This is a genomic window from uncultured Ruminococcus sp. (genome assembly GCF_934476685.1).
In the GTDB taxonomy this organism is placed as follows: Bacteria; Bacillota; Clostridia; order Oscillospirales; family Ruminococcaceae; genus Hominimerdicola.
In genome coordinates this window covers 30,505-55,948 of the sequence record NZ_CAKSNX010000008.1, presented here as the reverse complement: position 1 = coordinate 55,948, position 25,444 = coordinate 30,505, and the positions used below count along the sequence as shown (strand labels likewise).

The 25,444-nt window shown below is 44.5% G+C and carries 30 protein-coding genes and 1 tRNA gene; 19 read left to right on the top strand and 12 right to left on the bottom strand.

The window, feature by feature from the left end; genetic code table 11:
• Positions 1–13 precede the first annotated feature (13 nt).
• The 5 genes from Q0E19_RS08765 (at position 14) to Q0E19_RS08745 (ending at position 2,983) form a co-directional block, all read left to right on the top strand.
• Positions 14–412 (top strand): TIGR04086 family membrane protein, encoded by a 399-nt coding sequence (locus Q0E19_RS08765; protein WP_294408971.1) that lies wholly within the window; start codon positions 14–16, stop codon positions 410–412.
• Positions 413–521: 109 nt separating this feature from the next.
• Entirely contained in the window at positions 522–665 is a 144-nt protein-coding gene (gene scfA / locus Q0E19_RS08760) for a six-cysteine ranthipeptide SCIFF (RefSeq protein WP_294408968.1), read from the top strand.
• A 78-nt stretch (positions 666–743) separates the two neighbouring features.
• On the top strand, positions 744–2,117 hold the full coding sequence (scfB, locus tag Q0E19_RS08755) for a thioether cross-link-forming SCIFF peptide maturase (protein WP_294408966.1): 1,374 nt from the start codon (positions 744–746) through the stop codon (positions 2,115–2,117).
• A 185-nt stretch (positions 2,118–2,302) separates the two neighbouring features.
• Positions 2,303–2,803, top strand: a complete 501-nt coding sequence (locus Q0E19_RS08750) for a CarD family transcriptional regulator (protein ID WP_294408964.1) — start codon at positions 2,303–2,305, stop codon at positions 2,801–2,803.
• Positions 2,804–2,894: 91 nt separating this feature from the next.
• Positions 2,895–2,983: transfer RNA gene (locus Q0E19_RS08745), tRNA-Ser, on the top strand.
• 104 nt (positions 2,984–3,087) lie between these two features.
• Here Q0E19_RS08745 and Q0E19_RS08740 read toward each other — a convergent pair.
• The 3 genes from Q0E19_RS08740 to Q0E19_RS08730 are packed head-to-tail and all read right to left on the bottom strand — an operon-like array spanning position 3,088 to position 5,395.
• Positions 3,088–3,423 (bottom strand): hypothetical protein, encoded by a 336-nt coding sequence (locus Q0E19_RS08740; RefSeq protein WP_294408961.1) that lies wholly within the window; start codon positions 3,421–3,423, stop codon positions 3,088–3,090.
• Positions 3,420–4,424 carry a hypothetical protein gene (locus tag Q0E19_RS08735; protein WP_294408959.1) on the bottom strand — a complete coding sequence of 335 codons (1,005 nt, stop codon included), beginning with the start codon at positions 4,422–4,424 and terminating at the stop codon, positions 3,420–3,422. Before Q0E19_RS08735 ends, Q0E19_RS08740 begins: the two co-directional genes overlap by 4 nt.
• Positions 4,421–5,395: an MMPL family transporter gene (locus tag Q0E19_RS08730; protein ID WP_294408956.1), complete on the bottom strand. Its 975-nt coding sequence runs from the start codon at positions 5,393–5,395 to the stop codon at positions 4,421–4,423. The genes Q0E19_RS08735 and Q0E19_RS08730 overlap by 4 nt, the downstream gene beginning before the upstream one ends.
• Here Q0E19_RS08730 and Q0E19_RS08725 point away from each other — a divergent pair.
• Positions 5,343–5,867 (top strand): TetR/AcrR family transcriptional regulator C-terminal domain-containing protein, encoded by a 525-nt coding sequence (locus Q0E19_RS08725; RefSeq protein WP_294408954.1) that lies wholly within the window; start codon positions 5,343–5,345, stop codon positions 5,865–5,867. The genes Q0E19_RS08730 and Q0E19_RS08725 overlap by 53 nt on opposite strands.
• Before the next feature lie 43 nt (positions 5,868–5,910).
• On the opposite strand, the gene fucO is transcribed toward Q0E19_RS08725, so the two are convergent.
• The gene (gene fucO, locus Q0E19_RS08720; RefSeq protein ID WP_294408950.1) at positions 5,911–7,059 is read right to left on the bottom strand and encodes a lactaldehyde reductase; all 1,149 of its coding nucleotides are present in this window, start codon (positions 7,057–7,059) and stop codon (positions 5,911–5,913) included.
• Between the two features lie 275 nt (positions 7,060–7,334).
• Here fucO and Q0E19_RS08715 point away from each other — a divergent pair, with 275 nt between their 5' ends.
• A complete protein-coding gene (locus Q0E19_RS08715; protein WP_365904915.1) occupies positions 7,335–7,991 on the top strand; it encodes a formate/nitrite transporter family protein in 657 nt (218 codons plus the stop codon).
• A gap of 97 nt (positions 7,992–8,088) precedes the next feature.
• Positions 8,089–9,048 (top strand): hypothetical protein, encoded by a 960-nt coding sequence (locus tag Q0E19_RS08710; protein ID WP_294408949.1) that lies wholly within the window; start codon positions 8,089–8,091, stop codon positions 9,046–9,048.
• Positions 9,049–9,103: 55 nt separating this feature from the next.
• Here Q0E19_RS08710 and Q0E19_RS08705 read toward each other — a convergent pair whose 3' ends face one another.
• The 8 genes from Q0E19_RS08705 to Q0E19_RS08670 form a co-directional block, all read right to left on the bottom strand.
• The gene (locus Q0E19_RS08705) at positions 9,104–9,868 is read right to left on the bottom strand and encodes an urease accessory protein UreD (RefSeq protein WP_294408946.1); all 765 of its coding nucleotides are present in this window, start codon (positions 9,866–9,868) and stop codon (positions 9,104–9,106) included.
• Positions 9,865–10,476 (bottom strand): urease accessory protein UreG, encoded by a 612-nt coding sequence (gene ureG / locus Q0E19_RS08700; RefSeq protein WP_294408944.1) that lies wholly within the window; start codon positions 10,474–10,476, stop codon positions 9,865–9,867. The genes Q0E19_RS08705 and ureG overlap by 4 nt, the downstream gene beginning before the upstream one ends.
• Positions 10,477–10,498: 22 nt before the next feature.
• On the bottom strand, positions 10,499–11,173 hold the full coding sequence (locus Q0E19_RS08695) for an urease accessory UreF family protein (protein ID WP_294408942.1): 675 nt from the start codon (positions 11,171–11,173) through the stop codon (positions 10,499–10,501).
• 15 nt (positions 11,174–11,188) lie between these two features.
• Positions 11,189–11,671, bottom strand: a complete 483-nt coding sequence (locus Q0E19_RS08690; RefSeq protein ID WP_294408939.1) for an urease accessory protein UreE — start codon at positions 11,669–11,671, stop codon at positions 11,189–11,191.
• Between the two features lie 33 nt (positions 11,672–11,704).
• On the bottom strand, positions 11,705–13,417 hold the full coding sequence (ureC, locus tag Q0E19_RS08685) for an urease subunit alpha (RefSeq protein ID WP_294408937.1): 1,713 nt from the start codon (positions 13,415–13,417) through the stop codon (positions 11,705–11,707).
• A gap of 3 nt (positions 13,418–13,420) precedes the next feature.
• Positions 13,421–14,101, bottom strand: a complete 681-nt coding sequence (gene ureA, locus Q0E19_RS08680; protein ID WP_294408935.1) for an urease subunit gamma — start codon at positions 14,099–14,101, stop codon at positions 13,421–13,423.
• Between the two features lie 77 nt (positions 14,102–14,178).
• Positions 14,179–14,496 (bottom strand): hypothetical protein, encoded by a 318-nt coding sequence (locus Q0E19_RS08675; protein ID WP_294408933.1) that lies wholly within the window; start codon positions 14,494–14,496, stop codon positions 14,179–14,181.
• Positions 14,493–14,903: a hypothetical protein gene (locus Q0E19_RS08670; protein ID WP_294408931.1), complete on the bottom strand. Its 411-nt coding sequence runs from the start codon at positions 14,901–14,903 to the stop codon at positions 14,493–14,495. The genes Q0E19_RS08675 and Q0E19_RS08670 overlap by 4 nt, the downstream gene beginning before the upstream one ends.
• Before the next feature lie 530 nt (positions 14,904–15,433).
• Here Q0E19_RS08670 and speB point away from each other — a divergent pair.
• The 11 genes from speB to rbr all read left to right on the top strand — a co-directional run bounded on the left by speB (position 15,434) and on the right by rbr (position 25,253).
• Complete coding sequence (gene speB / locus Q0E19_RS08665; RefSeq protein ID WP_294408929.1) at positions 15,434–16,396, top strand: agmatinase; 963 nt, start codon at positions 15,434–15,436, stop codon at positions 16,394–16,396.
• Between the two features lie 127 nt (positions 16,397–16,523).
• Positions 16,524–17,414, top strand: a complete 891-nt coding sequence (locus tag Q0E19_RS08660) for a transporter substrate-binding domain-containing protein (RefSeq protein ID WP_294408928.1) — start codon at positions 16,524–16,526, stop codon at positions 17,412–17,414.
• 57 nt (positions 17,415–17,471) lie between these two features.
• Positions 17,472–18,134, top strand: coding sequence for an amino acid ABC transporter permease (locus tag Q0E19_RS08655; protein ID WP_294408927.1), 663 nt, complete (start codon positions 17,472–17,474; stop codon positions 18,132–18,134).
• Positions 18,135–18,148: 14 nt separating this feature from the next.
• Complete coding sequence (locus Q0E19_RS08650; RefSeq protein ID WP_294408926.1) at positions 18,149–18,808, top strand: amino acid ABC transporter permease; 660 nt, start codon at positions 18,149–18,151, stop codon at positions 18,806–18,808.
• A 29-nt stretch (positions 18,809–18,837) separates the two neighbouring features.
• A complete protein-coding gene (locus Q0E19_RS08645; RefSeq protein ID WP_294408925.1) occupies positions 18,838–19,617 on the top strand; it encodes an amino acid ABC transporter ATP-binding protein in 780 nt (259 codons plus the stop codon).
• Positions 19,618–19,666: 49 nt separating this feature from the next.
• Entirely contained in the window at positions 19,667–20,962 is a 1,296-nt protein-coding gene (locus Q0E19_RS08640; RefSeq protein WP_294408923.1) for a sigma 54-interacting transcriptional regulator, read from the top strand.
• Between the two features lies 1 nt (position 20,963).
• Positions 20,964–21,683, top strand: coding sequence for a TRIC cation channel family protein (locus Q0E19_RS08635; RefSeq protein WP_294408921.1), 720 nt, complete (start codon positions 20,964–20,966; stop codon positions 21,681–21,683).
• Between the two features lie 3 nt (positions 21,684–21,686).
• A complete protein-coding gene (locus Q0E19_RS08630) occupies positions 21,687–22,292 on the top strand; it encodes a cytidylate kinase-like family protein (protein WP_294408919.1) in 606 nt (201 codons plus the stop codon).
• A 153-nt stretch (positions 22,293–22,445) separates the two neighbouring features.
• Complete coding sequence (locus Q0E19_RS08625; RefSeq protein WP_294408917.1) at positions 22,446–22,646, top strand: nucleic acid-binding protein; 201 nt, start codon at positions 22,446–22,448, stop codon at positions 22,644–22,646.
• Between the two features lie 274 nt (positions 22,647–22,920).
• Positions 22,921–24,474, top strand: a complete 1,554-nt coding sequence (locus tag Q0E19_RS08620; protein ID WP_294408916.1) for a sigma-70 family RNA polymerase sigma factor — start codon at positions 22,921–22,923, stop codon at positions 24,472–24,474.
• A 236-nt stretch (positions 24,475–24,710) separates the two neighbouring features.
• Positions 24,711–25,253, top strand: coding sequence for a rubrerythrin (gene rbr, locus Q0E19_RS08615; RefSeq protein WP_294408914.1), 543 nt, complete (start codon positions 24,711–24,713; stop codon positions 25,251–25,253).
• Positions 25,254–25,444: the final 191 nt, after the last annotated feature.

Below are 25,444 nucleotides of genomic sequence, written 5' to 3'. Positions count from 1 at the left end.
GGAGGAAAGAAAAATGAAATTGCGTGGCATAAAGGATCTCAGAACATTCAGAACGGTTTCAGAACCGCTGTTTTCGGCGGTCATCGCTTTCGGCATAATGCTGCTTATTATAGGCGGCTTTGCATTCATTATCACAAAGATAGACGCTCAGGACTTTATGCTGTCAGTTATGTCAACCGCAGCACTGGCTGTGGGAGCGTATGCAGGGGGATATATAAGCGGAAAAAGACGGAGAAGAAACGGTCTGCTTATGGGAGTGCTGTGCGGAGTTTTCATTTTTCTTATCATAGTCGTACTTAGTGCGCTGTTCACAAAGGCGGCGGAAAGCTTCTCTGTGCCGACTAAACTGGTCATTACCCTCGTCTGCGCCGCAGCAGGGGGAGTGGTTGGCGTCAACTCTAAGAGGAATTAACTGTAAATATAATGAACATAAATATTTAAACTACGTTCACTATACATTCATAAATTTACCTGCGCAATGTGATATAATATAGGTAACTTATTTATCGGAGGTATCTGTTATGAAACATATCAAGACAATTAACAAGGCTAATCTCAAGAAGACAGCAGCAGTAGGCGGCTGCGGCAAATGTCAGGCTTCATGTCAGTCAGCTTGCAAGACTTCATGCACAGTTGCTAACCAGAAGTGCGAGAGAGAAGCATAATTATAAGTAAAGCGCTTAGTAAAGGGGCATTTTTATGTCCCTTTATTTTTGTATGAACTTAGTGAGGGTGGTAGTGTAATGATACATAAATTTAAGCTTGCAGGCTATAATGTTCTCCTTGATGTAAACAGCGGCGGTGTGCATATCGTTGACGATCTGACTTATGATCTGCTGGATAACGTTGAGCCTCCGTTCGAGGACAAATGTCCTGAAAACGTTATGAACAAGCTTGCAAAAGCATATGACAGAAACGATATTGAAGAGTGCTATGAGGAAATAGTTTCTCTTTATAATGACAAGATACTTTTCTCCGAGGACGATTATGAGAAGTACGCTCTTTCAGCAGTAGCGTCACCTATCAAGGCTATGTGCCTCCATATCGCTCATGACTGTAATCTGAGATGTAAATACTGCTTTGCGTCAACAGGTGACTTCGGTGTCGGCAGAAAGCTTATGGATTTTGAAACAGGTAAGAGGGCTATCGACTTCCTCCTTGAAAAATCTGCGGACAGAAAGTTCCTTGAGCTTGACTTCTTCGGCGGCGAGCCTTCCCTTAACTTCGGCGTGGTAAAGCAGATCGTTGAGTATGCCCGCTCAAAGGAAGAGGAGTACGGCAAGAAGTTCCGCTTCACCGTTACTACTAACGGCGTTCATCTCACAGATGATATGATCGACTTCATCAATAAGGAAATGTACAATGTTGTCCTTTCTATCGACGGAAGAAAGGAAGTAAACGACAGAATGAGAGTCAAGATCGACGGCACAGGCTGTTATGATCTTATTACAAAGAACTTTAAAAGACTTGTGGACAAGCGTCCGAAGGATAAGGACTGGTATGTAAGAGGTACATATACAAAGTATAACCTCGACTTCTCTAATGACGTTATGCACCTTTATGATATGGGATTTGACCAGATCTCAGTAGAGCCTGTAATGGCTGATCCGAAAGAGCCTTATGCTATCACAGAGGCTGATCTGCCTAAGATATTCAAGGAGTATGAGGTGCTTTCCGAGAAGATACAGAACATCAGAAACAGCGGAAAGTTCATCAACTTCTTCCACTTTATGCTTGATCTGGATCAGGGCCCTTGCGCAATTAAAAGACTTCGTGGCTGCGGCTGCGGAAACGAGTATGTTGCGGTAACACCTGACGGAGATATCTACCCATGTCACCAGTTCGTTGGTATCGAGGAGTATAAAATGGGCAGCCTTTATGACGGCACATTTGACCTCAATATGAAGAACGATTTTGCAAAGGCTCACGTTTATACAAAGCCTGAATGTAAAAAGTGCTGGGCAAAGTTCTATTGCAGCGGCGGATGCAATGCAAATAACTATATCTACGCAGGTGATATTCATAATGCACACAAGCTTTCATGTCAGATACAGAAAAAGCGTCTTGAATGTGCAATACTTATGAAGGCTATTCAGCTTATGGAAACAGCTGAGTAAGTTAAGAATATATCACGCAGCTTATACAGCGGTCAGAATTTATAGGTTCTGTCCGCTGTTTTTTGCCCTCTAATAGTAAAATCCTGCTTTTTTTGTGCAATCTGCCTATGTCGGAAATTAAGAAAATGTGATATAATTAAATAGTAAGAAAAAGTGTATTTTTAGCGAGAAAGGCGGGAATTTGTATGTTTGAAATAGGCAGTGTTGTGTCATATGGTTCAACAGGAGTGTGTAAAGTAAGCGGCGAAATGCAGCAGAAGGTTAAAGGCGAGATGAAGAAATATCTTGTTCTTAAGCCTGTGTATAAGAATAATTCTACGGTTTATGTTCCCGTTGACAATGAAAATCTTATGTCAAAACTAAAGCCTGTGCTTACTAAAGCCGATGCAGAGGATATAATTGAGGCAATGTCTGAGGAAAGAGCTGAGTGGATAAAGTCCGACAGCGAGAGAATAAGATATTTCAGAGAAACTCTCTCAGACGGCAATATAAAAAGCATTGCTATCATGGTAAGGACGCTTTATAAGCACAGAAAATCTCAGTTCGCAAAGGGAAGAAAGCTTCATGCCTCCGATGAATACTTCTTCAAGGACGCAGAAGAGCTGCTTTTTGACGAGCTTGCAATGGCGCTTGAGATAAGACCGGAAGAGGTCGGAGCGTACCTTAACGAAAGGCTTGCAAACTAATAATTTGAATAAAAAGCTTGACTTTTGCACTGCATATGTGGTATAATATTATAGTCTTATGAGATGTCATATGATATTTTTATGTGCATATGCAGATGTACCCAAGTGGCTGAAGGGTCCGCACTCGAAATGCGGTAGGGCGGTAATACCGTCGCGAGAGTTCAAATCTCTCCATCTGCGCTTTTTATAGCCGCCTGTTTTTTAGCAGGCGGTTTATTTTTATGTCAGAATATACAAAGCAGGCATACACACTCATTCTCTGTGTGTATGCTTGCTGTTTTTTATCAGTACAGACCGAAAAGTCTTAATAGCTTCTGCCAGAAGGTAAGCTCTTCCTCTGCGGGCTGTTCTTCCTCTTCTGCTTCGGGTATCTTTATAACAAATTGTACCGACTCAACATCTGTGTTCTTGTCCGATACAAAAGATGTAACTTCGCCGTCGCCGCCTTTCATCTCCGAGATAACGTCATCTATCTTGATGTTTATCTCATCGTCCATTCCCGACGTTCTGTCTTTCAGTTCTCCCGTGCCGTCGGATAATTCCTTTGTTCCGTCGCAAAGGTTTACTATTCCGTCATACAGGTCTGAAACACCCTTGTCTACCGACTGAGAACCGCTCACAAGAGATTTGCTGACTTGTACTGTGAATAATCAACGCTGCTTTTCAGCTGCTGCGCTCCGCTTGTAAGTTCGCTGACAGCGGTCTTTATCTCGCTTGACGCATAGGTAAGCTTTTTCAGATTTTTTGTGTCGGCAGAAACTGTGTTCAGAGCGGACTGGAGCTGAGCCAGAGCAGATCTCATCTGAGCAGAACCTTTTGTAAGTGTAGAGGACTGTGAACTGAGTTCCTTTAATCCGCTCTGCATTGACGAAACGCCGCTTGAAAGCTTTGTTATGCCGTTGTCAAGAGTCTTTGCTCCGTCTGAAAGCTGAGAGCTGCCCTTGCTGAGTTTTGCTCCGCCGTCCTTTAGCTTGTCAGAACCGTCGGAAACTGAATTTGCGCCGTCATCTATCTTAGTAACTCCGTCATTGAGTTCAGCGACCTCATCTGAAATTTCAGAGCTGTCAATGTCTATATCAAGATTTAACTTCACACCGTTTATTGATACAGCGTCCATTTCAAAATCCTTTACGTCAGCGGTTATCGAGGTGTCGATGCCCTTGTTCGGCAGGATAGTGTATGATATCTGCTTGTCACTGCCCACATTTGCCGTAGTTGCGCCGTCAGTCTTTATGTTGCTGCAAAGCTCTGTGTCAAGAGCGAAGCTTGCCTGCAGCGCATAGTTTTCATAAAAATCACTTTTGCAGTTTTCGTTTTTGCTTATTTTCAGCTTTATTTCAAGCTTGCCGCTTTTTCCTGCAATGTCATTCGGTGTGTATTCCTTTCCGTCAAGGAAGTATTTTATGGATATGTCCCATGGTATCTCAGCGTTTTTGAGCGTTCCCTGCATATATGCCTTTTCAGCGTTTGTGCTGAAGGTTATTTTGTCGCCGTCCTGAGTTATCTTATCGTTTGTGTTAAGCATTTTTACGCTGTCGTAAGAGCCGTGATCGGTTATATCACCGCTGCCGAAAATATTTACTGCGTATACTCCGTTTACAGAGCCGTCTGCGTCAGTCATAATGTATATGACCTCTTCCTTTGATGATGGTGAGATGAGCCGTAATAGAAACTATTAGCATTTGACGCAAGATAAGTCGGTGCGATTATGATAACGAACACCGCTGTCATAGGTATCATTATCCTGCTGACAAATTTTCCAAACTTATTAAAGCTTGGGAGAAGTTTTCTGTGGTGGCTCTTGTCGATAAGTTTGTAAACAATAAGTATGAAGTTCGGCATGAAAACAAATACTGTGATAAGGCTGATAGCCACGCCCTTAGCAAGTACAAGACCGAGGTCAGCGCCTATTTTAAATCTTATAAGGCAGAGTGCAGCAAAGCCGATAACTGTCGTCAGACCGCTTGAAAGTATGGAGCTTGTTGATTTGCAAAGAGCGTCCACCATTGCGTCTTTCGGGTCGCTTATGCTTTTTCGGCTGTCCTCAAACCTGTGGAGCAGGAATACGGAGTAGTCGAGTGATACGGCAAGCTGCAATATCGAACCTGCGGCATTTGAAACGAAGGATATTTCTCCGAATATAAGATTGCTGCCCATATTTATGAGTATAGCCACACCAAGTCCAAGCATGATGATAAGTGGTTCAGCCCATGAAGTTGTGGTTAATACAAGCACGAACAGCACAAAGGCAACGACGATAGCCGCAATTTTAGCTATTTCGCTGACCGTGCTTTCGGTCGCAGCGGCAGTCGATACGGCAGAACCTTCCATTTTATTATCACTGCCCACAATGTTTCTTATTTCGCTTACTGCGTCAAGGATGTGATCTTCGTCTATGGTGATGGACATAAGTGCCAAGTTGTCCTTGTAGTAATTTTCAACTGCCTTGCTGTCGGCGGTTTCGAGCGGCTCGGTTATATCTATGCTGTCGTCAAGCCACGTTACAGAGCTTACTCCCTCAACGGCTGATATCTTGCTTTTGTATTCCAGCTCAAAAATAACAGTCAGCGAGATAGTAGCCGACTGTAACATAAACAGAAAAACTTTCTATTATCATTTTGAAGATATCCAATCCCTGCTGAAATGGATACTGGAGCAGGAGGCTGTGGAGGTCGTAAAGAATTATGACCTTATGCTTGATTATGACGAGGTGTTGAATTTCGTCCTTGATTATGTGGAGGAGAACAAGCATATCCTAAACTGCGCATACGATTCTATGGGACGTGATGAGTTAAAACGATTTTTCTACAATGACTTTTACGGCATCTGCCGCAAGCTTATAGAGAGCGTTGAAAAACTGGTGAATGCTACGATAAGTGAGGAATATAAGGATTTTGTCAGCAATTTCTATACCGAGGCGCTTGCAGGAAATCTTATCGAGATATTAAGGAGCAAGCAGCCTTATGACAGGAAAAAGCTGATAAAATACGTTACAGTCATACTTCAGTCCTCTCTGCCTGCAATAATAAAAAACGCAGAACATAAAGAAAAGGCGGACAACTGATGTTATCCGCCCTTAATATTATATTAGTAAAGTAAGTTGATCATCAGAATGCAGTCTTGTAAATTCCGAGGATAGATTCAACTGTGCATGGTCTTGGATTTCCGCCTGTGCATACATCATCGAATGCAGACTGTGCAAGTGCAGGGAGATCCTCTTCCTTAACGCCTATCTCGTGGAGCTTTTCAGGGATTCCAACGTCCTTTGAAAGCTGCTTAACTGCGTCAACAGCTGCCTTTCTGTAAGCGTCCTGATCCATACCTGTGGTGTCAACGCCCATAGCCTCTGCGATATACTTGAACTTCTCGCCTGTGTAAGGAGCATTGTATTCCATAACGTAAGGCAGGATAACCGCATTTGCTATGCCGTGAGGTGTGTCATAGAAAGCACCGAGAGGGTGAGCCATTCCGTGAACTACGCCAAGACCAACGTTTGAAAATCCCATACCAGCTATGTACTGACCGAGAGCCATATCTTCTCTTCCCTTAGGATCATTTTGGCAGGCTGCACGGAGAGAACGTGAGATAACTTCGATAGCCTTTAGGTGCATCATATCTGTAAGCTCCCATGCGGCAAGAGTCGTGTATCCCTCGATAGCGTGTGTAAGAGCGTCCATACCTGTTGAAGCTGTAAGTCCCTTAGGCATTGATGACATCATCTTAGCGTCGATAACTGCAACGACAGGGATATCGTGAGGGTCAACGCATACGAACTTTCTCTTCTTTTCCTCATCTGTGATAACGTAGTTGATAGTTACCTCAGCAGCTGTTCCTGCGGTAGTAGGTACTGCGATAATAGGAACGCATGGATTTTTAGTATCAACTGCGCCCTCAAGAGAAGTAACGTCAGCATACTCAGGGTTGGCAATGATTATGCCGATAGCCTTTGCAGTATCCATTGAAGAGCCGCCGCCGATAGCGATAAGGTAATCAGCCTCAGCCTTCTTGAATGCCTCGATACCTGCCTTTACCACAGCAACGGTAGGGTTAGCCTTTACCTGAGAGAATATCTCATAAGCCAGACCTGCGCCGTCGAGGAGATCTGTAACGTTCTGAGCAACGTTGAACTTTATAAGATCAGGGTCGGTAACGACGAGCGCCTTTTTGAAAGCTCTCTTTTTAGCTTCGGTAACGATCTCGCTTATAGAGCCTGCACCGAAATATGAAGTTTCATTTAAAATCATTCTGTTAGCCATTTTACAAACATTCCTTTCTGAAAATGAAATGATATCCATTAATTTATGTGTTTATTATACAACTGTTTTTAACAAATTGCAATAGGCTTTGTTAAAAATTACGAGAAAATTGTGTGAAGTTCCTGTTATGTTGTTAAATATGTTATTGATCGGCAAGACCACACAGAACAGCTGTGTTGCCTGCGGCAAACTTCGGGCTAAATAACTAAAAAATTGTAAATAAAACTCATTTTCCTTGAAAGTTGGCTGAAAATATTATATAATAATAAAGTTGTATACTTATAAAAATACATAGGAGAAAACATATGAAGAAAATAATCGACATATTTCTGCGTTCCTTTATGACAGGCGTTGCTATCGCAGTGGGCGGAACGGTCTACCTGTCCTGCGGCAACAAGTACCTCGGTGCATTTCTTTTCGGTACAGGACTTTTCGTTATACTGAGCTTTGGCTTTAACCTTTTTACCGGAAAGGTCGGCTATGCGGTTGAGCGTGAGCCTGTGTATCTCGGCGAGCTGGGAATAATATGGCTGGGCAATTTCGCAGGTGCGGCGGTTTCGGCTTTTCTGATACTTCAAACAAGGATAGCGGGCATAGGTGACAAGGCTAAGGAGCTGAGTGATATCAAGCTGTCGGACGGACTGCTGAGCATATTCATACTTGCATTTTTCTGCGGTATACTTATGTTCATAGCGGCTGACGGAAACAAGAACATAAAAAATCCTGTGGGACAGATACTTGCGATCTTCCTGCCTGTTGTGGTATTTATAATCAGCGGCTTTGAACACTGTATTGCAAATATGTACTACTTCACCCTTTCAGGCTCATGGAGCGCAAAGGCTCTCGGCTATATGATGATAATGACCTTGGGAAATGCGGCAGGCGGAATGCTTATCCCGTTGGTGAAAAAGGGATTTATCAAGGCTGAATAAAATTTTCAGAGCGTTTTTCTTTCGGCGGCGCTCTGTTTTTATGAGATATTATCGGGGTATTGATTTTAATTTCAAGAGATCTAAGGGAGAAAATATAGTGGATAAAGCTAAAAATAACCATATGACCGCAGAGTTTGTAAAGTTGCTGCCTGTGCTTGTTTCTCTTCTGCTGGCGGCGGGAATGACTGCCGTCGCTGAGATAACAGGGGAGAAAGAGATAATTTTTCCCGAAATAACTGCAATAGCCATAGGCGCACTCGCCGCCCCTGTGCAGTCGTGGAATACATCAAGGATAAGACTTTTCGCCGCCATTGTGCCTGCGGCTTTTGTGGGGATAGCAATAGTAAAATATCTCCATGTGCCGCTGTGGGTGCAGGTGACGGTCGGACTTATATGCGCCGTCGCTTGGATAACTTTGCTGAGAACGGAGTTCGTTCCTGCCATATCCGCCTGCGTTCTGCCGATACTTATGGGGACAAAGAGCATAGTTTATGTTTTGTCCGTTGTTGTAATGACGGCGCTGATATTAGCGGCACAGCTTTGTTTTGAACATTTCGGGATAAGGCAAAAATATGACTTTCATGAAGTCCCACCGAACAGAAAGCTTATCATTATCCGTGCAAAGCAGACAGCGGCGGCAAGTATAATGTGCTTTCTGCCCACTTTTTTCAGTCAGATATTTTTCATTGCGCCTCCTCTGATAGTTGCGTTTTTTGAAATGAGCAAGCCTCAGTCAAAGCTCAGAAAACGTGCGGCACATTCTGTCATACTCATATCCTCAGCGGCAGTGGCAGGTGTGCTTTCAAGAGCCTTGCTGACGGAATTTGCAGGCTTTCTACTTGCATTGTCTGCGGCTGTGTCCTGCGGAATTATCCTGTGTATGGTGTGCAGATCAAAGCTTTACTTTCCGCCCTGCGGAGCGATAGCGACTCTGCCTTTCCTAATACCGAAAACAGCACTGCTTAAATTCCCCTTTGAGGTGATCGGCGGATACATTATAATGGTCGCCGTTACATTTATATTTTTTGCTGATGATTCGGATAAAGCAAATAAATAACCTGTCTGATACTGTGTCAGACAGGTTATTTTTATAAGTGAAATAGATTTTATTTTTAAGCATTTCTGACTTTCTCCGCAATGCTGAGAAAAAGGTCGTATATCTCCTCACCCGAATATCCCAAAGCTCGCAGAGCGATACCACGCTCTGTGTGAGTAGCACAAAGCTGGACTTTATCTTCGGAAACAGCAGTTTGATAAACGCTGCCGAGAAGTTCTTTGTCGGGGGTGTAGATATACATAAATCCCGTATGGGTAAAGCTTTCAAAAAAGCCTTTGTTCCTTATGGGCAGAGAAGCTGGCGCAATAAGGGTGTTGTCGATAAAATCAGCGCTACCGTCAATAGCTATCTCTGTTCGGGAGCGGAAACTTTTCAACCCGAATTCTTCCCCCATTGCCGTTCTGCCGCAGCAGTATATCTCAGAGAAAATAAGGGAAGAACTTTCCGTAATGCTGACTTTTCCGTTAGAAATATGGTCACAGCCTGTGAAAGTCATTATGGGGTGGGGGATATAGCAAAGTTTTGCGTTTTTACGAACCACCAGTTTGATGTTCTGCCTTGAAACGCCGCCGTTTGTGTTGAAAAGCTTCTGATACCCCTGATCTGTAAATATAACCTTGCAGTTTTCGCCAATATAAAGCTTGGTTGCATTTTCATCTCCTGCAAGAACTCCTGCCGAGCCGCACATTGATATGTATTTTGCCCAGCCGCTGTCATCATAAAAAGGGGAATAGACCTTGAAAGGCGGCGCAAAATACAAGTCCTCTGTAACGGTCCTTGCTCCGTCAAAAACTGTCGAAATGTTCAGCCTGCCGTTCATTTCAGATCCTCAAAAAGCACAGACTTCTTTATCCAGTCGATGACCTGCGCAACGCCCTCACGGCTCATAAGGTTTGTGAAAAGGAAAGGTCTTTCGCCTCTCATACGCTTTGAGTCTGATGCCATAACCTCCAGTGACGCACCTACCAGCGGCGCAAGATCGGTCTTGTTTATTACAAGCAGGTCGGAACGTGTTACACCGGGGCCGCCCTTTCTCGGTATTTTTTCGCCCTGCGCAACATCGATAACATAGATAGATGCGTCGGCAAGATCTGGGGAGAATGTGGCTGAAAGATTATCTCCGCCGCTTTCGATAAAGACTATCTGGGTGTCGGGGTGCTTTTTTACCATTTCGTCAACTGCTTCAAGATTCATTGAGCAGTCCTCTCTTATGGCGGTGTGAGGACAGCCGCCTGTTTCAACACCGACTATCCTGTCGGCAGGCAGGCAGGAATTTTTCGTAAGAAATTCAGCGTCCTCTTTGGTGTAGATATCATTTGTCACAACACAAATGGAATATTCCTTTGACATTTCTCTTGTAAGGCGTTCGATAAGTGCAGTCTTGCCCGATCCGACAGGACCGCCTACGCCGATCTTTACATAGCTCATTTCTGGTTCTCCTTATGTATTTTTATGACATATACTGCCTTGAATAAAGTCTTTCGTGCTGCATTGCACGGAGGTCAAAGCCTGCGCCGCTTATGCCGATATCATCAATGGAAGTGCCGACCGCTTTTTCGGCTGCCTGCGATATAAGCTCAAAAGCTGTGTTCAGTATCTTCTGCCCTGCAAGCTGGCTGAGGGGGACAAGCTTTACGCAGTTTGTGACGATAGCCGAGCATATGGAATAACCGTAGACCGCAAGTCCCTCGGATAGTGAGATCCCGCTGTCACGCATATAAAGTCCATATGCTATGCATTGATGTCCCTTGCAGATGCCGTCTTCCGTAAGCTGTCTGTAATGCCCCGCCGCACTTTCGCCCTCCGCTGTGCAGATCTTGAAAAACCGTCTTGTGACTTTTTCAGAACCGCTGCGTATCTCAAAGGGCGCTTTTGCCGCAGAGTATACCTCGTCAAGGCGGCAGAGTGTTTTTTCGTCTGCGCTGTATGCTATTGCCGCAGCACCAAGTTCGTTGAACGGCAGTACGGAAATGTAAGAATGAAGATACTCTTCAAGTCCCTGCGGCGAAGTTATGATATCTTTCTGAACGTAGGTTTCCAGTCCGTTGGACAGAGTAAATGCGCCCACAGGGAAAAGGCTGTCGCATATCTGCAAAATGCTCATAAGTCCTGCGGTGTCGGTCATGATTATCAGCTCCGTTTAATGTGAATGTCCGTGATGATGCTCATGCTCGTGAGCATGGCTGTGAGAATGTCCGTGTGCTTTGCAGACGATAAAATCATCAAACTTGTCGATTATCTCCTCGCAGTCAAAGCCGAGATTTTTTAGGTGCTTTTCTGTCGGCTCGTCATGTGGGATAAGCACATTATCTTCAGATATTTTCAGCGACAGATGCCTGTTGCCTATCTCAAAGCAAAGCCTGCCCATTTCCTGCATGGTGTGAACATTTATCTTTATAAGGGGACAGCTTGTAAGCTTGACCGCAACGCAAAGCTTGTCATCAAGATAGATAACGTCGCCGTCGCTGAGCGTTTCATCAACGGCAATGCCTATTTCACGTCCGCCGACTGTGGTCTTGCGTATACGTTTCTTTTCAGCCTCAAACCAGTCAAGCTCAACTGTATCGACCTCAACATTCGGTGAAAGTTCCGAAAGCTTTCCGATTATTTTTTCTGCTATCATTTTTATTTCCTCTATTTCCTCGCTTATTTAAAATCAGAACATAAAATATCTCTGTGCAAGCGCAAGCTCGTCAAATGGCTCGCAGGTTATCACCTTGCCGTCAACCGTTACCGTGTACGTTTCGGGATCGACCTTTATATCTGCACATACATTATTATATACCATATCAGCCTTAGAGATATTTCGGCAGTTCTTGACAGGAAGTACCTTCCTTTTCAGACCAAGCTTTTCCTTTATGCCGTCCTCGTATGCGTACTTTGAAACGAAAGTGATACAGGTGCTTGACAGCGCAAGTCCGTGACCGCCGAACATTTCTGTATAGCATACAGGCTGAGGGGTAGGGATAGATGCGTTTGCGTCACCCATTTTTGAGGCAAAGATAAATCCGCCCTTGATTATCATATCAGGCTTTGCACCAAAGAAAGCAGGATTCCAAAGAACGAGGTCTGCGACCTTGCCCACCTCAACAGAGCCGACATATTCTGAAACGCCATGCGTGATCGCAGGATTTATTGTGTATTTCGAGATGTAACGCTTGATCCTGAAATTATCGTTCCTCTCGCTGTCCTCAGGGAGAGAACCACGCTGTTTTTTCATTTTGTCCGCCGTCTGCCATGTCCTTGTAATGACTTCTCCCACACGTCCCATTGCCTGTGAGTCTGAACTCATCATCGAGAATATTCCCATATCATGTAGAACGTCCTCAGCGGCAATAGTTTCAGGACGTATTCTTGAATCCGCAAAAGCAATATCCTCAGGAACGTTCTTGTCAAGATGATGGCATACCATAAGCATATCAAGATGTTCATCAAGCGTATTCGCAGTGTATGGCATTGTCGGGTTGGTGGAGGAAGGGAGAACATTCGGGAACGCAGCCGCTCTGATGATATCAGGAGCGTGTCCGCCGCCTGCACCCTCTGTGTGGTAGGTGTGGATAGTTCTACCCTTAAATGCGCTTACCGTATCCTCAACAAATCCGCCCTCATTAAGAGTATCTGTGTGGATAGCCGCCTGTACATCATACATATCTGCAACAGTAAGAGCGTGGTCGATAACGTCTGGTGTAGAACCCCAGTCCTCGTGTATTTTCAGACCGATACAGCCTGCCTTTATCTGCTCTTCAAGTGTTGTGATATCGCTGGAATTTCCCTTGCAGAGATAGCCGAAGTTCATCGGAAGATCTTCGGAAGCCTCCAGCATTCTGTGAATGTTGAACTCTCCGGGGGTGCAGGTGGTGGCATTCGTTCCGTCCGCAGGACCTGTTCCGCCGCCGATCATAGTGGTGATACCGCTGTATAAAGCCGTTCTGACCTGCGTCGGCGAAATGAAATGAATGTGGGTGTCAAGTCCGCCTGCGGTGAGGATAAGTCCCTCGCCTGCAATAGCCTCGGTGGAAGCGCCGATTATCATATTTTCGTCAACACCGTTCATAATGTCGGGGTTGCCCGCCTTGCCGATGCCTGCTATCTTTCCGTCCTTTATTCCGACGTCAGCCTTGATTATTCCTGTGCTGTCTATGATGAGAGCATTCGTGATGACCGTGTCAAGACATTCCTTGTCGGTGGCTTTGCAGGATTGTCCCATTCCGTCACGAAGAGATTTTCCGCCGCCGAACTTTGCCTCGTCACCATGAACAGTGAGGTCCTTTTCAACTTCCGCAATAAGCGAAGTATCTCCCAGCCTTACTCTGTCGCCGACTGTCGGTCCGTACATATCGCAGTATGCTTTTCTCGATATCTCGATCATTTCCTACACCCCCTTGAAACCAAGTTCTTTCGCCTTTGCGAAAGCAGCCTGCCTGATGTTTTCGTCGTCCATTTTTCCGTTTACAAGTCCGTTAAGTCCGTAGCCTATGCGGTTGCCGCCGATAGGGATAAGGCGGACTGTCTTTTTCTCGCCCGGTTCAAATCTGACCGCCGTGCCTGCGGGGATATCAAGTCGCATACCGTATGCAGCCTTTCTGTCAAATTCAAGAGCCTTGTTGACCTCGAAAAAGTGGAAGTGTGAGCCTGTCTGTATAGGTCTGTCACCTGTATTTGAAACTGTCAGTTCTATGCTTTCCGTACCATCGTTCAGCTTTATCGTACCCTCTTCCACGATAAATTCTCCTGGGCAAAGCTTGCTGTTCCCCTTGATAGGGTTATGTACGGTCACAAGCTTTGTGCCGTCGGGCATTGTTGATTCTATTTGAATTTCGTGTATCATTTCAGGAACGCCGTCCATAACATCATCGGCGGTGAGTAACTTTGTGCCGTACTGCATAAGCTCGGCAGCGGAAACTCCTGCTCTTGCTTTTTCCATTACCATCATACTGATGTATGCCACAGCTTCGGGGTAATTAAGTTTAAGTCCCTCTGCTTTTCGGTCACGGGCAAGCATTCCTGCGTAATGGAGCATAAGCTTATCCTGCTCTCTTGGAACAAGTCGCATTGTAATTCCTCCTGTTTATAATAGTGCAATAATAGTTGATAAAATAGTGAAGATATCAGCGGATAATTATTGTATCGTTACTGTCTTTTCTGCGTCAGCGCATCTTTTACAACTCCGTTTGGGTCGCTTATAAGCAAAGCGCAGAGCCATACAACTGCTCCCAGCGCAACAGCACATACACCTAAAAAGCTGTCATTTGCCATATCCGACAGAGCAGGTGTGAAGTATGCCGCACCCAGTTCATTGTATTCAAAAACTGCGTCCACCAGCCACATTATTGACGCTCCCCAGTACATATAGCACATAAGTCCTGCTTTGAGCTTTCGTGCTTTCGGGGAAGTGTACCATACGATAGTAACGGCAATAGCCGCTGTCAATGTTATAAGTAGCGTCATACTGTACTCTCTCCCAACTTTTTATCTGCCTGCGGTCTGCGTTTAAGTATTTTGTCGGATACGATAGTCAGCACAGCCCAGAACGCTGTAACCGCCACCGCCATCGTCGTTCCCGTCGTCGCCATTTCGTGGAATGCTTCCGCCATCTGTGACGGATCTTTCGCCGCCGTCAGGAATGGGAAGAAAGGTTCGATCTCGCCGTGCCAGAGATGTTCAAAAGCCAGCAGTCCCGAACCGCCCCAAAGAAATCCCGAAAGCCTTGTGATCTTCTTTGAAAGCGGGAGCTTGTCCTCACCGAGAGCCTTGACCTTTGTCTGCTCCTCAGCCTTCGCCTCGTGTGACTTAACAGCCTTTGCTGCGAAAGTTGTAATGATAGCCTCTGTTGCAGGTACTAAAAAACATGCCATAATAAAACACCCTTTCAAATAATGATTATAGAATTAAAATTAAATAAAAAAATAACGCCCCTATAAACCGACAGGCATAAGCCGTATCGGTCATAAGAGCGCCATTGCTTTGATTATCAGTATAGCACAGAGTTTTTTATTTGGCAATAGTGTTAAAGAAAAATTCTTATTTTATTCAGTTTTGAATAAAAATTAGCTGCGAACAAAATGAAAGATGTATAATATAAAATTGCATTTTAAGACTTCGTAAAGTTGCACAAAGAAACTATTCAAAAGTGAATAATAAAAATTTTAATACGGATAAAACAACGTAAATACGCAGTTTTGATAATAACAAACAGTATTCCAAAGTGAATAAAATTTCAAAAAAACGAAAATTAGCTATTGACAACTTGCAGGATAAGTGCTATAATTCTGCACATAGAGCAATTCAGAAATGACTTGAAAGCGACACGAAAAGTTGCCCGACCCGAAAGTCAGGATCAAATGGATATGTTTCTCAACGATTTTTGAAAGGAAAGTGACCTCAAATGATCAACAATAATTGTCAGCCACCGAGTGCCTCAGGCTCTCCTCGTTTTTGTAATATGGGTAATTTTATGAGGCTTCCTCACGCAGCGTCAGCAGAAGGATTGGATTTCGCTATCGTCGGTATCCCATTCGATACAGCAGCATCTTTCAGAGCAGGCGCAAGATTCGGTCCTAACGGAGTAAGAAACATTTCCGCAATGATAAAGCCGAACAACGTTGCAATGGGTGTAAACATTATGGATTCCCTTAATGGTGCAGACCTCGGAGATGTTCCGGTAATTCCTGACTATATCCACGAAACCTATGCGGCTATCGAACAGACTTTGGACGGAGTTCTTGAATGCGGCGCAGTTCCGATAAGCATCGGCGGCGACCATGCGATCACTCTTGGTGAGCTGAGAGCTATCGCAAAGAAACATGGAAAGGTAAGCCTTGTGCATTTCGATTCACACCTTGACCTCTGCGATACAGTTTTCGGTCAGAAGTACAATCACGGCACACCATTCAGAAGAGCAATGGAAGAAGGACTTATAGATCCTGAAAAGTCCGTACAGATCGGTATGAGAGGTTCGCTTTACGATCCAGACGATTTCAAGATCGCAGCAGATCTCGGATTTACAGTTATCCCGGGCGATAAGCTCCATACATACACCCCTGAGGATCTTTTGAAGGTCATCAAGGAAAAGGTGGGGGACAATAAGGTGTTCCTTACATTCGATATCGACTTTGTCGATCCGGCTTATGCTCCGGGTACAGGTACTCCTGAGGTCGGCGGATTTACCTCATTTGAAACCCTTCAGTATATCAGAGCGCTAAAGGATCTTAACTTTACAGGCTTTGATGTTGTAGAGGTTGCTCCTCCTTACGATCATTCAGAGATCACAGCTTATATGGGAGCAAATATCATCTTCGAGTTTATGTCTATCCTTGCATATCAGAAAAAGACAGGCAAGAGAAAGTAAAAAGTGATCGGATATATGAACGCAAAGAAGCGTTGGCATAGGTGCAGAAAATGCACCAAATATGCCGACGCTTCTTATTTTTTAGAAATATCAATAAAGAAAAGTAAATGAAAGGTTGGAATCAGTTATGAAAAGCGAAAGAAGATTTGGAATGTTAAGAAGAGTTTGTGCAATGGCTGTTGCAGCAGTTCTGACAGCAGGATGTCTTACCGCCTGCGGAAGCAGTAAACAGGACGGACCGCTTACTCTCGATCAGATCAAGGAAAATGGTAAGCTCACAGTTGCGACAGAAGCCGCTTATGAGCCTTTTGAATATATGGACGGCGATAAGATCGTTGGATATAATGCCGATCTGTTCGCTAAAATCTCCGATGACCTTGGGGTAGAGCTTGATTATATCGACCTCCCGTTCCAGGGTATCCTTGCAGGACTTGAAGCAAAGAAATATGATGTTGTCGGCGCTACCCTCGGTGTAACAGCCGAAAGAGCAGGAAAGTATACAATGACTTATCCTATCCAGAACGGTACAACAGTTTTCGTAAAGAGAAAGGGCGATGACAGCATCAAGTCTATCGAAGATATGTCTGGCAAGAAGGTCGGCACACAGACTTCCTGCTATAACGAGGACGATACAAAGAAGTTCAACGACAAGCTCATATCAGAGGGTAAGGACGGCTATTCAGAGCTGCTCACATACGATTCATTCCCAGAGGCTTTCGCAGAGCTGAAAAACGGAAAGATCGACCTTGTCGCTCAGAACTATGCAAGCTGCGCCGCAGTTGTAATGAAGAACCCTGATGATTATGAGATCGTATCAGACGATTCGGGAAATGCTGAAATGGTAGGAACAGATACATGGGTCTCATGGGCTGTCCGTAAGGAAGATACAGAGCTTTCAGACTATATCGACTCTGAGATCCACAAGTTCAAGGAAGATGGCACTCTTGCAGAACTTCAGAAGAAGTGGTTCGGTGAATCAACAGATCTCCCTGAGTCAGATTATATCCCTGCCGAATAAAAGCAGGCTTTGAAAGGAGGAAATGCTCCGTCAGCTGCGGCGGAGCATTGAATATCAATGGAGAATTTCAACATAGTATGGCAATATAAAGACCTGCTGCTGAAAGGTCTGGGCTATACAGTATTCGTGTCCGTTGCAGCCATAATCATTGCGCTCTGCGTAGGAATGCTGCTTTCGGTGATGAGAATGGGCGGCGATTCGCTGCCGTCAAGAATACTGAAAAAAATAGTTGCGGTCTATATAAGCTTTGTCCGCGGCACACCTGTGCTGGTGCAGATATATATTATTTATCAGGCATTGGCTGTAATGGGACTTAACCTTTCAAACCTGACTTCGGGCATAATCGCACTGAGCCTCAACAGCGGCGGATTTATCGCAGAGATCATCAGAGGCGGTCTTACAGCCGTTCCGAAAGGTCAGACTGAGGCTGCCAGAGCGCTGGGAATGAGCGAACCGAAAATACTTATGAGAATAGTTTTTCCGCAGGTATTCAAGGTAGCACTTCCGCAGCTCACAAGTGAGTTTATAAATGTTATCAAGGTTTCACCGATGCTTTCGGTGCTGGCTATCGTAGAGCTTACAAGAACAGCTCAGCGTCTTGTTACACAGACATACATCAACCTGCCGTTCTATATCGCTATCGCAGTTATGTATTTCATCGTCTGTGCAGGACTTGAAGAGCTTGTAAAGCTCCAGAAGAAAAGACTTGAAAGAAGATAAGGAGGCGGAAGTCAATGGACGAATTTATGCACGTTGCGGAAATAGCACTTCCGCTGCTCCTGCAGGGACTTGGAACAACGGCGGCAATATCTGTGCTTTCGATACTCATAGCAATGATACTCGGCTCGGCAGTAGGATATATGTGCCTTTCAAAGAACAAGACCGTGGAGCTTATCGCAAGAGCATTCATCAAAATATTCAGATGTACCCCTTTTATGGTGCAGGTATATCTCGCCTATTACGGACTGCCTGCATTGGGTCTTAACGTTTCGGCTTTTTCCACAGGTGTTATTATCCTCGGAATGTACACCGCCGCATATACGGCAGTTATCCTTGAAAGCGGCGTCAGCGCTATCCCGAAAGGACAGTTTGAAGCGTCCTATGCAATGGGAATGTCAAGATTTAAAACAATGGTAAGGATAATCTTCCCTCAGACATTGAAGATCATCGTTCCGTCACTTACAGGACAGTTCGTTCAGACTGTCAAGGATTCATCTATCCTCTCTATCATCACAGTAGCCGAAATGACTATGATGACAAAGGAAGCTATCGGTATAACATTCAGTCCGCTGATAGTTTATATCTGCGCAGGCGTACTTTACTGGGCGCTGAACCTTGTTATCGAGTTTGCTTCAAGATGTATAGAGAAGCGCAATAACCGCATTGCTGTCTGACGGAACAAAACAAAGGAGTGTAAAATACTATGGCTGAAAGCAGAACGCCTGTGATATCGGTTCACAATATGGCAAAGAATTACGGAGAACTAAAGGTCCTCAGAAAAATAGATATGGATATATATAAGGGCGAAGTGGTCAGCGTTATCGGTCCGAGCGGCTCCGGAAAGAGTACCTTCCTGAGATGCCTTAACTATCTTGAAGAGCTGACTTCGGGAGAGATCAAGATCGGCGGCGCAGTCCTCAGAGGTATCGACGAGGATAAGCATAACAAAAAGCTCAATGAAAAGGCTGCAAAGGAGATAAGAAAGAATGTCGGAATGGTGTTCCAGCAGTTCAACCTCTGGCCGCACAAGACCGTGCTTGAGAACGTTATGGAATGCCCTGTACAGGTAAAGAAAGCAAACAAGGAAGAAACCAAAAAGAAAGCTATGGAACTGCTTGCAAGGGTAGGAATGGACGGAAAGGCGAATGCCTATCCGACACAGCTTTCGGGCGGTCAGCAGCAGAGAGTCGCTATCGCAAGAACTCTTGCAATGGAGCCTGAGGTAATACTCTTTGACGAGCCGACTTCCGCCCTCGACCCTGAGTTCGTCGGTGAAGTCCTCAACGTTATGAAGGATCTTGCCGAAGCGGGAATGACGATGATAGTTGTTACCCACGAAATGGGGTTTGCGGCAGAGGTCGCAAACAGAGTTTGCTTTATGGATGGCGGCTATGTTATCGAGGACGGTACTCCTGAGGAAGTATTCAAGCACCCGAAGAGCGACCGTGCAAAGCAGTTCTTCTCAAAGATACTGAACGTATAAAATATCTTAATATCATATCCCAAGCGTCACTGAAAGGAGAGTCGGCAAAATGGCAACGCAGCAAAATGATCTTGATTATGAGCGTCTTGGACACATTCTTGAAAGCATTCACCCAGGTGTGACCATTGCCGACAGCAACGGCGTTTTCAGATTTGTTTCGGAGTCATATTTAAGCGGCAGATCGGTGAAAGGTTCTGACATCATCGGCAAGTTCGCAGGCTGCGACGAGATGATGAAGATGTTTTCCCCATGCGTTACTCAGATGGTCTACGAAACTCATCAGCGTGTTACTACTGTACAGAAAGGCGCGGACAATGACGAAACCTTTGTTACGGGAATACCAGTTTTCAATGGTGGCCAGCTTGAAATGATAATAAGCTATTCCTCGTGGGAGATAACAGGCTTTGACGATCTCCGTGAACGTTACAATGTTTTGCAGTATCAGAACAAAAAGCTGCTTAAAGAGATCGACCTTATGTCCTGCCGTGACGGCGGAAAACGCTATATCGCCGAAAGCAGCCGTTCGAGAGATTCAAGACGGCTTGTGGGCGTGTTCTGTGACGCAGGCTGCCCATGCTATATCTACGGACCGTCGGGAAGCGGAAAAAGCTTTCTTGCCTCCGCTGTATACGGAAAAAAAGGTGCGCTTTATTCCTATGACTGCGCCCCTGTCAGCGAAGAAGTCATTGAAAGTGAACTGCTTGGTGAAGGTTCAATGATCTCACCACTTTCGGGAATATATGCGGTGGTCATAAAGCATATCGACCGCCTTTCACCTAAACTTCAGCGAGCCGTTATCGAAAAATGCACAGCGGCAGGTGTCCTGCCTGTGGGACTTTCGGAATATTCCCTTGAAGAGTTAAGAACAAAGGGAAAAGTGACCGAAGAGTTCGTCCGAGAGTTTGAGTCATATCAGGTTCAGGTCTATTCGCTTAACGAACGTGCGGAAGATCTTAAAAGCTTTATCGACTACTATCTGAACTCAGCCAACAAGAAATATTCAAGGAGCGTTGAGTTTACCCCAAGAGCACTCGGCTGTCTGCTGAGTTATGAATGGAAGGAAAATGCCGATGAGGTGCGGCGGACTGTGGAGCGTATCGTCCTTACGTCGGAGAAGAAAAAGGTAGATATTTTCGATCTCCCCGACAGGATAACAGGCGGTGCGTCAGAGGTTTTCGTGCAGAACGCTTCACTAAAAGATATGCTTGAATTTTACGAAAGCGGTCTTATAATACAGGCATACGAAAAATGCAGAACATCTGTGGCAGTGGCTGAAAAGCTGGGCATAAGTCAGGCAACAGCGGTGCGTAAGATACACAAATATGTAGGCAAGGGCGTTGATTGAAATGAACGAGCGTTTTGATGTTATCGTTTCGATACTTGAGATGACCGGTACAGCTGCCTTTGCTGCCAGCGGTGCACTGACCGCAATAAAACGGAGATTTGACCTTTTCGGAGTGATAATCATAGGTGTTACAACGGCTGTGGGCGGCGGAATAATGCGTGATATCGTCATCGGAAGTCACCCTGTTGCAGCCTTTCGTGACCCTGCTGCAATGGCGGCAGCCGCACTGGTGTCGGCGGTAATATTCATTGCCCTTGCGCTAAAAGGCGGTTTTGGTGATAAAGCGCTGCACCTTTACGATATCGCAATGCTGCTTCTCGATACTGTGGGACTTGGCATTTTCACAGTCACAGGCATTACGGCGGCAATGCGCAGCGGAGCTTCAGGAAACGTCTTTTTAATGGCTTTTTCGGGAGTGATAACGGGAGTCGGCGGAGGTGTTCTAAGAGATATTTTCGTCAATAAAAAGCCTGAAATATTCGTCGGCAACATTTATGCCTGCGCCTCAGCCATGGGAGCGGCGGCATTCCTGCTGACATACGGCACACTATCTTTTATGCCTGCCTGCATGATAAGTCTTGGCGTTACATTATCCCTAAGACTGTTGTCGGTGAGATTCGGCTGGAATCTTCCGAAGATATGCATAAGCGGAAGAGCGGATCATCAGATCGGGAATACAAAGAATATAAAAGAAAATCTCATAAATAAAAAAGGAGCATAGACTATGAAAAAGTTTATTATTACCATAAGCCGTGAGTTCGGCTGCAACGCAAGGGAAGTTGCAAGAAAAACAGCCGCCGAGCTTGGCATTGAGTTCTATGATAAGGATCTTGTGGATATGGCGGCAGAACGTGCAGGCATAAGCCGTGATTCTTTCCTCGACAGCGAGGAAATGCTTGATAAGAACGCAGACCGCCTGCTTAAATCATTCGGCTATGGCTCTTCTACACAGTTCTATTCTGATAAGGCGGTAAAAGCACAGGTGGACGTTATCAGAGATCTTGCCAACAAGCGTGTGCCTGCAATATTCTTCGGCAGATGTGCGGACTATGTTCTGAGGGAATATCCTAATCATATGAACGTGTTTCTCTATGCACCTTTTGAGGCAAGAATAAAGCATATGTGCGAAGCGTATAAGCTTTCGAGAATAGAGGCGGAAAAACTCATCAAGCGTGTTGACCGCCAGCGCCACAACTACTATAAATATGTCACAGGAAAGAACAGAGGCGACCGTGACAACAAGCATCTTATGATAGACGTAAGCGAATACGGCACAGACCTTACCGCAGAGATGATCTGCTTTGCCGCAAGAAAGATGTTCGATGACTAAAGCTTTCAACTGATTACCAAATCTTCATACGCAGGGGTGTCCCGTATCGGGGCACTCCTTTTTTCTGTAAGAGTAAAATATCAAACTTGACATTTGCGGACTGCAATGCTATACTGAATTAAAAGTTATATTCAAGTATCAGGAGGTATAATAATGCGTAAATGTATCAGATGCGGAACGGAAATGAAAGAAAACTGTTCAGTGAAGATCGAGGGAGAGGGCTTTTATTATATGGAGATCTCTTCTGACGACAAGAAAATATTCGGCAATAAGATCGGAAAACCCAAAGCTGCTGTCTGCCCGAATTGCGGTGAGATTTCTTTTTACATTGAAGATGTAAACAAGGTAAAATAAGGCGGCTATGACCACAAATATCAGATCTATATGGGACGGCTCAGGCTGTCCCTTTTGTGTTGTATTGCAAACGCCGACCAAACGTAGTATAATATTTTCTGTGATTTAGTAATATTGAATTGAATTTTAAATAATAAGTAAATAAAATATTAACTTTCTTGACTTGCTCAACATTGCGCCCTTGTCATGCATCTTGTAAATGTCGGGGCTGATAAAACAGCAGATAAGTGAAAAGTTAATTTCGGAAAAGTGGAAAGCGAAGGTATGGTCGATTATGGAAAGTATTAAAAAGGAAGAGATCAAAAATCTTGTCCTGCAGGCAAGTCAGGGCGACAGAGCGGCTTATGGCAAGCTTTATGAAGAAACAGGCAGATCAGTTTATTTCAGCTGTCTGAAACTTCTTGCAAATACTCAGCTTGCGGAGGATATAACGCAGGAAACATTTCTTACGGCTTTGCAGAAACTCCCTACTCTCAGCCAGCCTGAAAATTTTGGCGCATGGGTAAACCGCATAGCTGTGAACAAATGCAAAATGTATTTCAGAACTCCTGCGGCGGAGGAAAATTCCGACGATATCCTTGAAGAAGTTCCTGACGAGGATCTTATCCCTGAGGATTATGTAAGCAATGACGCAAAGCGAAAGATCATAATGGATATCATAGAAAAAGTTCTTACCGATGAACAGCGGCAGACTGTGATACTGTATTATTTTGATATGCTCACCGTTGCCGAAATAGCGGATATCATGAACTGCACCACAGGCACAGTTACCTCACGTTTAAGCGCTGCTAGGAAGAAGATAAAGGAGGCGGTGCTTATTTACGAGAAAAATAATGATGACAGACTTCACGCTGTCGTTCCGGTATTCACCTTGTCGAAGCTCCTTATGCAGGAGGCTTCAAAAGCCGAACTTCCGAAGATCACACTTTTCACAGATACCTCTGCTGCATCAGCCAAAGCAGTATCCGACAGTACAACAGCGTCAGCTGAAACAGTATCGGGAGGAAAAGGTATGTTAGCAACAGTAAAATCAAAAGTGATCGCAGGAGTATGCGCAGCAGTAGCAGGCGGAGTTATCACCGCCGCAGTAATGTTAAACTCAGATAATGACGACAATGTAAACGAGGCAGTTTCATCACAGATCAAGACAAATACAACGATCTCAAAATCAGAAGATATGAACAATGGCAGCACTCAGACAACTGCCGACACAAATGAAAACAGCCCAGAGCCAGCACATACAGATAGTGAAGATAACGCAGCACCTGTTCAGACAGAGCTTACTAACAGCGGACTGTGGGACGGTGAACTTCTTATCAACGGAAAAGTAATCAAAATGCCTATAACATCAAAGGAACTTTCTGATCTGGGTTATGAGATATCGGACGATGACAAGGGTGACGGAGATATAACTACCGATCAAACTTTTATGTATGTTTTTCAGTGTATAGACCCGACAACAAATGTTTCTGTAAATATGGGCAATCTTCTCAACGAGGGCAGCAGTACTCTCGATTATGGCGAGGCATACGGCACAGAGGATTTTGTGTATTATCAAATGATGTTCTCAGGACTTGACAATGAGGAAAATGAATACAGCGTTGAAATGTCAAACGGCATAACCATAGGTTCTTCCGCAGAGGACGTTGTAAATGCTTTCGGCGAGCCGACTAAGATAACATACTATGACGCATATATCTACATACAGGACCCTGACGCAGTTGCCGATAAGGATGATCCTTACTGCAAAGAGAGCGCATATGTAAGATTTAATATGAGAGATGACCGTGTTACAGCGATCACCATCGGCGCAAAGGCAGACAGATAAATGGTTGTCACATAAGATATTTTCCAAAGCACGGAGCAGTTAAGTTTGTTCCGTGCTTGCTTTTTTGCAGTAGTTTATAAGCAAAAATCTTTAAAAGTTTCTGAAAATTTGTTTTGTTAATCTCACTTGACAAATAGGTTAATATGTGGTATAATCCATATTGATCAATAGAATGTATTGTGCATATAATACAACTTTTTGGGACCAGACAACAAAAATCAAGGAGGAAGATCATTATGTCAGCAAATAAATATGCAGGAACACAGACAGAAAAAAATCTTATGGAGGCTTTTTCAGGCGAATCTCAGGCAAGAAACAAATATACATACTTCGCATCTGTGGCTAAAAAGGAAGGCTATGAGCAGATGTCAGCACTGTTTTTAAAGACCGCAGACAATGAAAAGGAACACGCAAAAATGTGGTTCAAGGAGCTTGGCGAGCTTGGAAAAACACCAGAAAATCTTGCAGCAGCTGCCGCAGGAGAGAATTATGAGTGGACAGATATGTACGAGGGCTTTGCTAAAACAGCGGAAGAGGAAGGTTTCCCTGAGCTTGCCGCAAAGTTCAGAGCAGTTGCCGAGATAGAAAAACATCACGAGGAAAGATACCGTGCGCTCCTGAAAAATATCGAAACTGCTCAAGTATTTGAAAAGAGCGAGGTAAAGGTATGGGAGTGCCGCAACTGCGGTCACATAGTAGTAGGCACAAAAGCACCTGAGGTATGTCCTGTATGTAACCACCCTCAGAGCTATTTTGAGGTCCACGCTGAGAATTATTGATAGGGCAAGGCATTACTTGGAATAAAAATAATATTTATGCAAAGCGGTTGAGAGCGATCTTGACCGCTTTTTATTGTGCATTTTAGCAGAAGTATTTAGTTTTATTAAAGTAAAAATACCGTTCACCCGTAAAAGCCTACCGCTTACCGCCAAAGACTTGAATTCGCTATTAAAAAACATTAAAATTATAT

Excerpts from the sequence above, each read along its gene's own strand:
- Q0E19_RS08765 (WP_294408971.1), top strand. The coding sequence starts at position 14 with ATGAAATTGCGTGGCATAAAGGATCTCAGAACATTCAGAACGGTTTCA.
- scfA (WP_294408968.1), top strand. The coding sequence starts at position 522 with ATGAAACATATCAAGACAATTAACAAGGCTAATCTCAAGAAGACAGCA.
- scfB (WP_294408966.1), top strand. The coding sequence starts at position 744 with ATGATACATAAATTTAAGCTTGCAGGCTATAATGTTCTCCTTGATGTA.
- Q0E19_RS08750 (WP_294408964.1), top strand. The coding sequence starts at position 2,303 with ATGTTTGAAATAGGCAGTGTTGTGTCATATGGTTCAACAGGAGTGTGT.
- Q0E19_RS08735 (WP_294408959.1), bottom strand. The coding sequence starts at position 4,424 with ATGACTGACGCAGACGGCTCTGTAAACGGAGTATACGCAGTAAATATT.
- Q0E19_RS08730 (WP_294408956.1), bottom strand. The coding sequence starts at position 5,395 with ATGTTACAGTCGGCTACTATCTCGCTGACTGTTATTTTTGAGCTGGAA.
- fucO (WP_294408950.1), bottom strand. The coding sequence starts at position 7,059 with ATGGCTAACAGAATGATTTTAAATGAAACTTCATATTTCGGTGCAGGC.
- Q0E19_RS08705 (WP_294408946.1), bottom strand. The coding sequence starts at position 9,868 with ATGAACGGCAGGCTGAACATTTCGACAGTTTTTGACGGAGCAAGGACC.
- ureG (WP_294408944.1), bottom strand. The coding sequence starts at position 10,476 with ATGAGCTATGTAAAGATCGGCGTAGGCGGTCCTGTCGGATCGGGCAAG.
- Q0E19_RS08695 (WP_294408942.1), bottom strand. The coding sequence starts at position 11,173 with ATGACCGACACCGCAGGACTTATGAGCATTTTGCAGATATGCGACAGC.
- Q0E19_RS08690 (WP_294408939.1), bottom strand. The coding sequence starts at position 11,671 with ATGATAGCAGAAAAAATAATCGGAAAGCTTTCGGAACTTTCACCGAAT.
- ureC (WP_294408937.1), bottom strand. The coding sequence starts at position 13,417 with ATGATCGAGATATCGAGAAAAGCATACTGCGATATGTACGGACCGACA.
- ureA (WP_294408935.1), bottom strand. The coding sequence starts at position 14,101 with ATGCGACTTGTTCCAAGAGAGCAGGATAAGCTTATGCTCCATTACGCA.
- Q0E19_RS08675 (WP_294408933.1), bottom strand. The coding sequence starts at position 14,496 with ATGACGCTACTTATAACATTGACAGCGGCTATTGCCGTTACTATCGTA.
- Q0E19_RS08670 (WP_294408931.1), bottom strand. The coding sequence starts at position 14,903 with ATGGCATGTTTTTTAGTACCTGCAACAGAGGCTATCATTACAACTTTC.
- speB (WP_294408929.1), top strand. The coding sequence starts at position 15,434 with ATGATCAACAATAATTGTCAGCCACCGAGTGCCTCAGGCTCTCCTCGT.
- Q0E19_RS08660 (WP_294408928.1), top strand. The coding sequence starts at position 16,524 with ATGAAAAGCGAAAGAAGATTTGGAATGTTAAGAAGAGTTTGTGCAATG.
- Q0E19_RS08655 (WP_294408927.1), top strand. The coding sequence starts at position 17,472 with ATGGAGAATTTCAACATAGTATGGCAATATAAAGACCTGCTGCTGAAA.
- Q0E19_RS08650 (WP_294408926.1), top strand. The coding sequence starts at position 18,149 with ATGGACGAATTTATGCACGTTGCGGAAATAGCACTTCCGCTGCTCCTG.
- Q0E19_RS08645 (WP_294408925.1), top strand. The coding sequence starts at position 18,838 with ATGGCTGAAAGCAGAACGCCTGTGATATCGGTTCACAATATGGCAAAG.
- Q0E19_RS08640 (WP_294408923.1), top strand. The coding sequence starts at position 19,667 with ATGGCAACGCAGCAAAATGATCTTGATTATGAGCGTCTTGGACACATT.
- Q0E19_RS08635 (WP_294408921.1), top strand. The coding sequence starts at position 20,964 with ATGAACGAGCGTTTTGATGTTATCGTTTCGATACTTGAGATGACCGGT.
- Q0E19_RS08630 (WP_294408919.1), top strand. The coding sequence starts at position 21,687 with ATGAAAAAGTTTATTATTACCATAAGCCGTGAGTTCGGCTGCAACGCA.
- Q0E19_RS08625 (WP_294408917.1), top strand. The coding sequence starts at position 22,446 with ATGCGTAAATGTATCAGATGCGGAACGGAAATGAAAGAAAACTGTTCA.
- Q0E19_RS08620 (WP_294408916.1), top strand. The coding sequence starts at position 22,921 with ATGGAAAGTATTAAAAAGGAAGAGATCAAAAATCTTGTCCTGCAGGCA.
- rbr (WP_294408914.1), top strand. The coding sequence starts at position 24,711 with ATGTCAGCAAATAAATATGCAGGAACACAGACAGAAAAAAATCTTATG.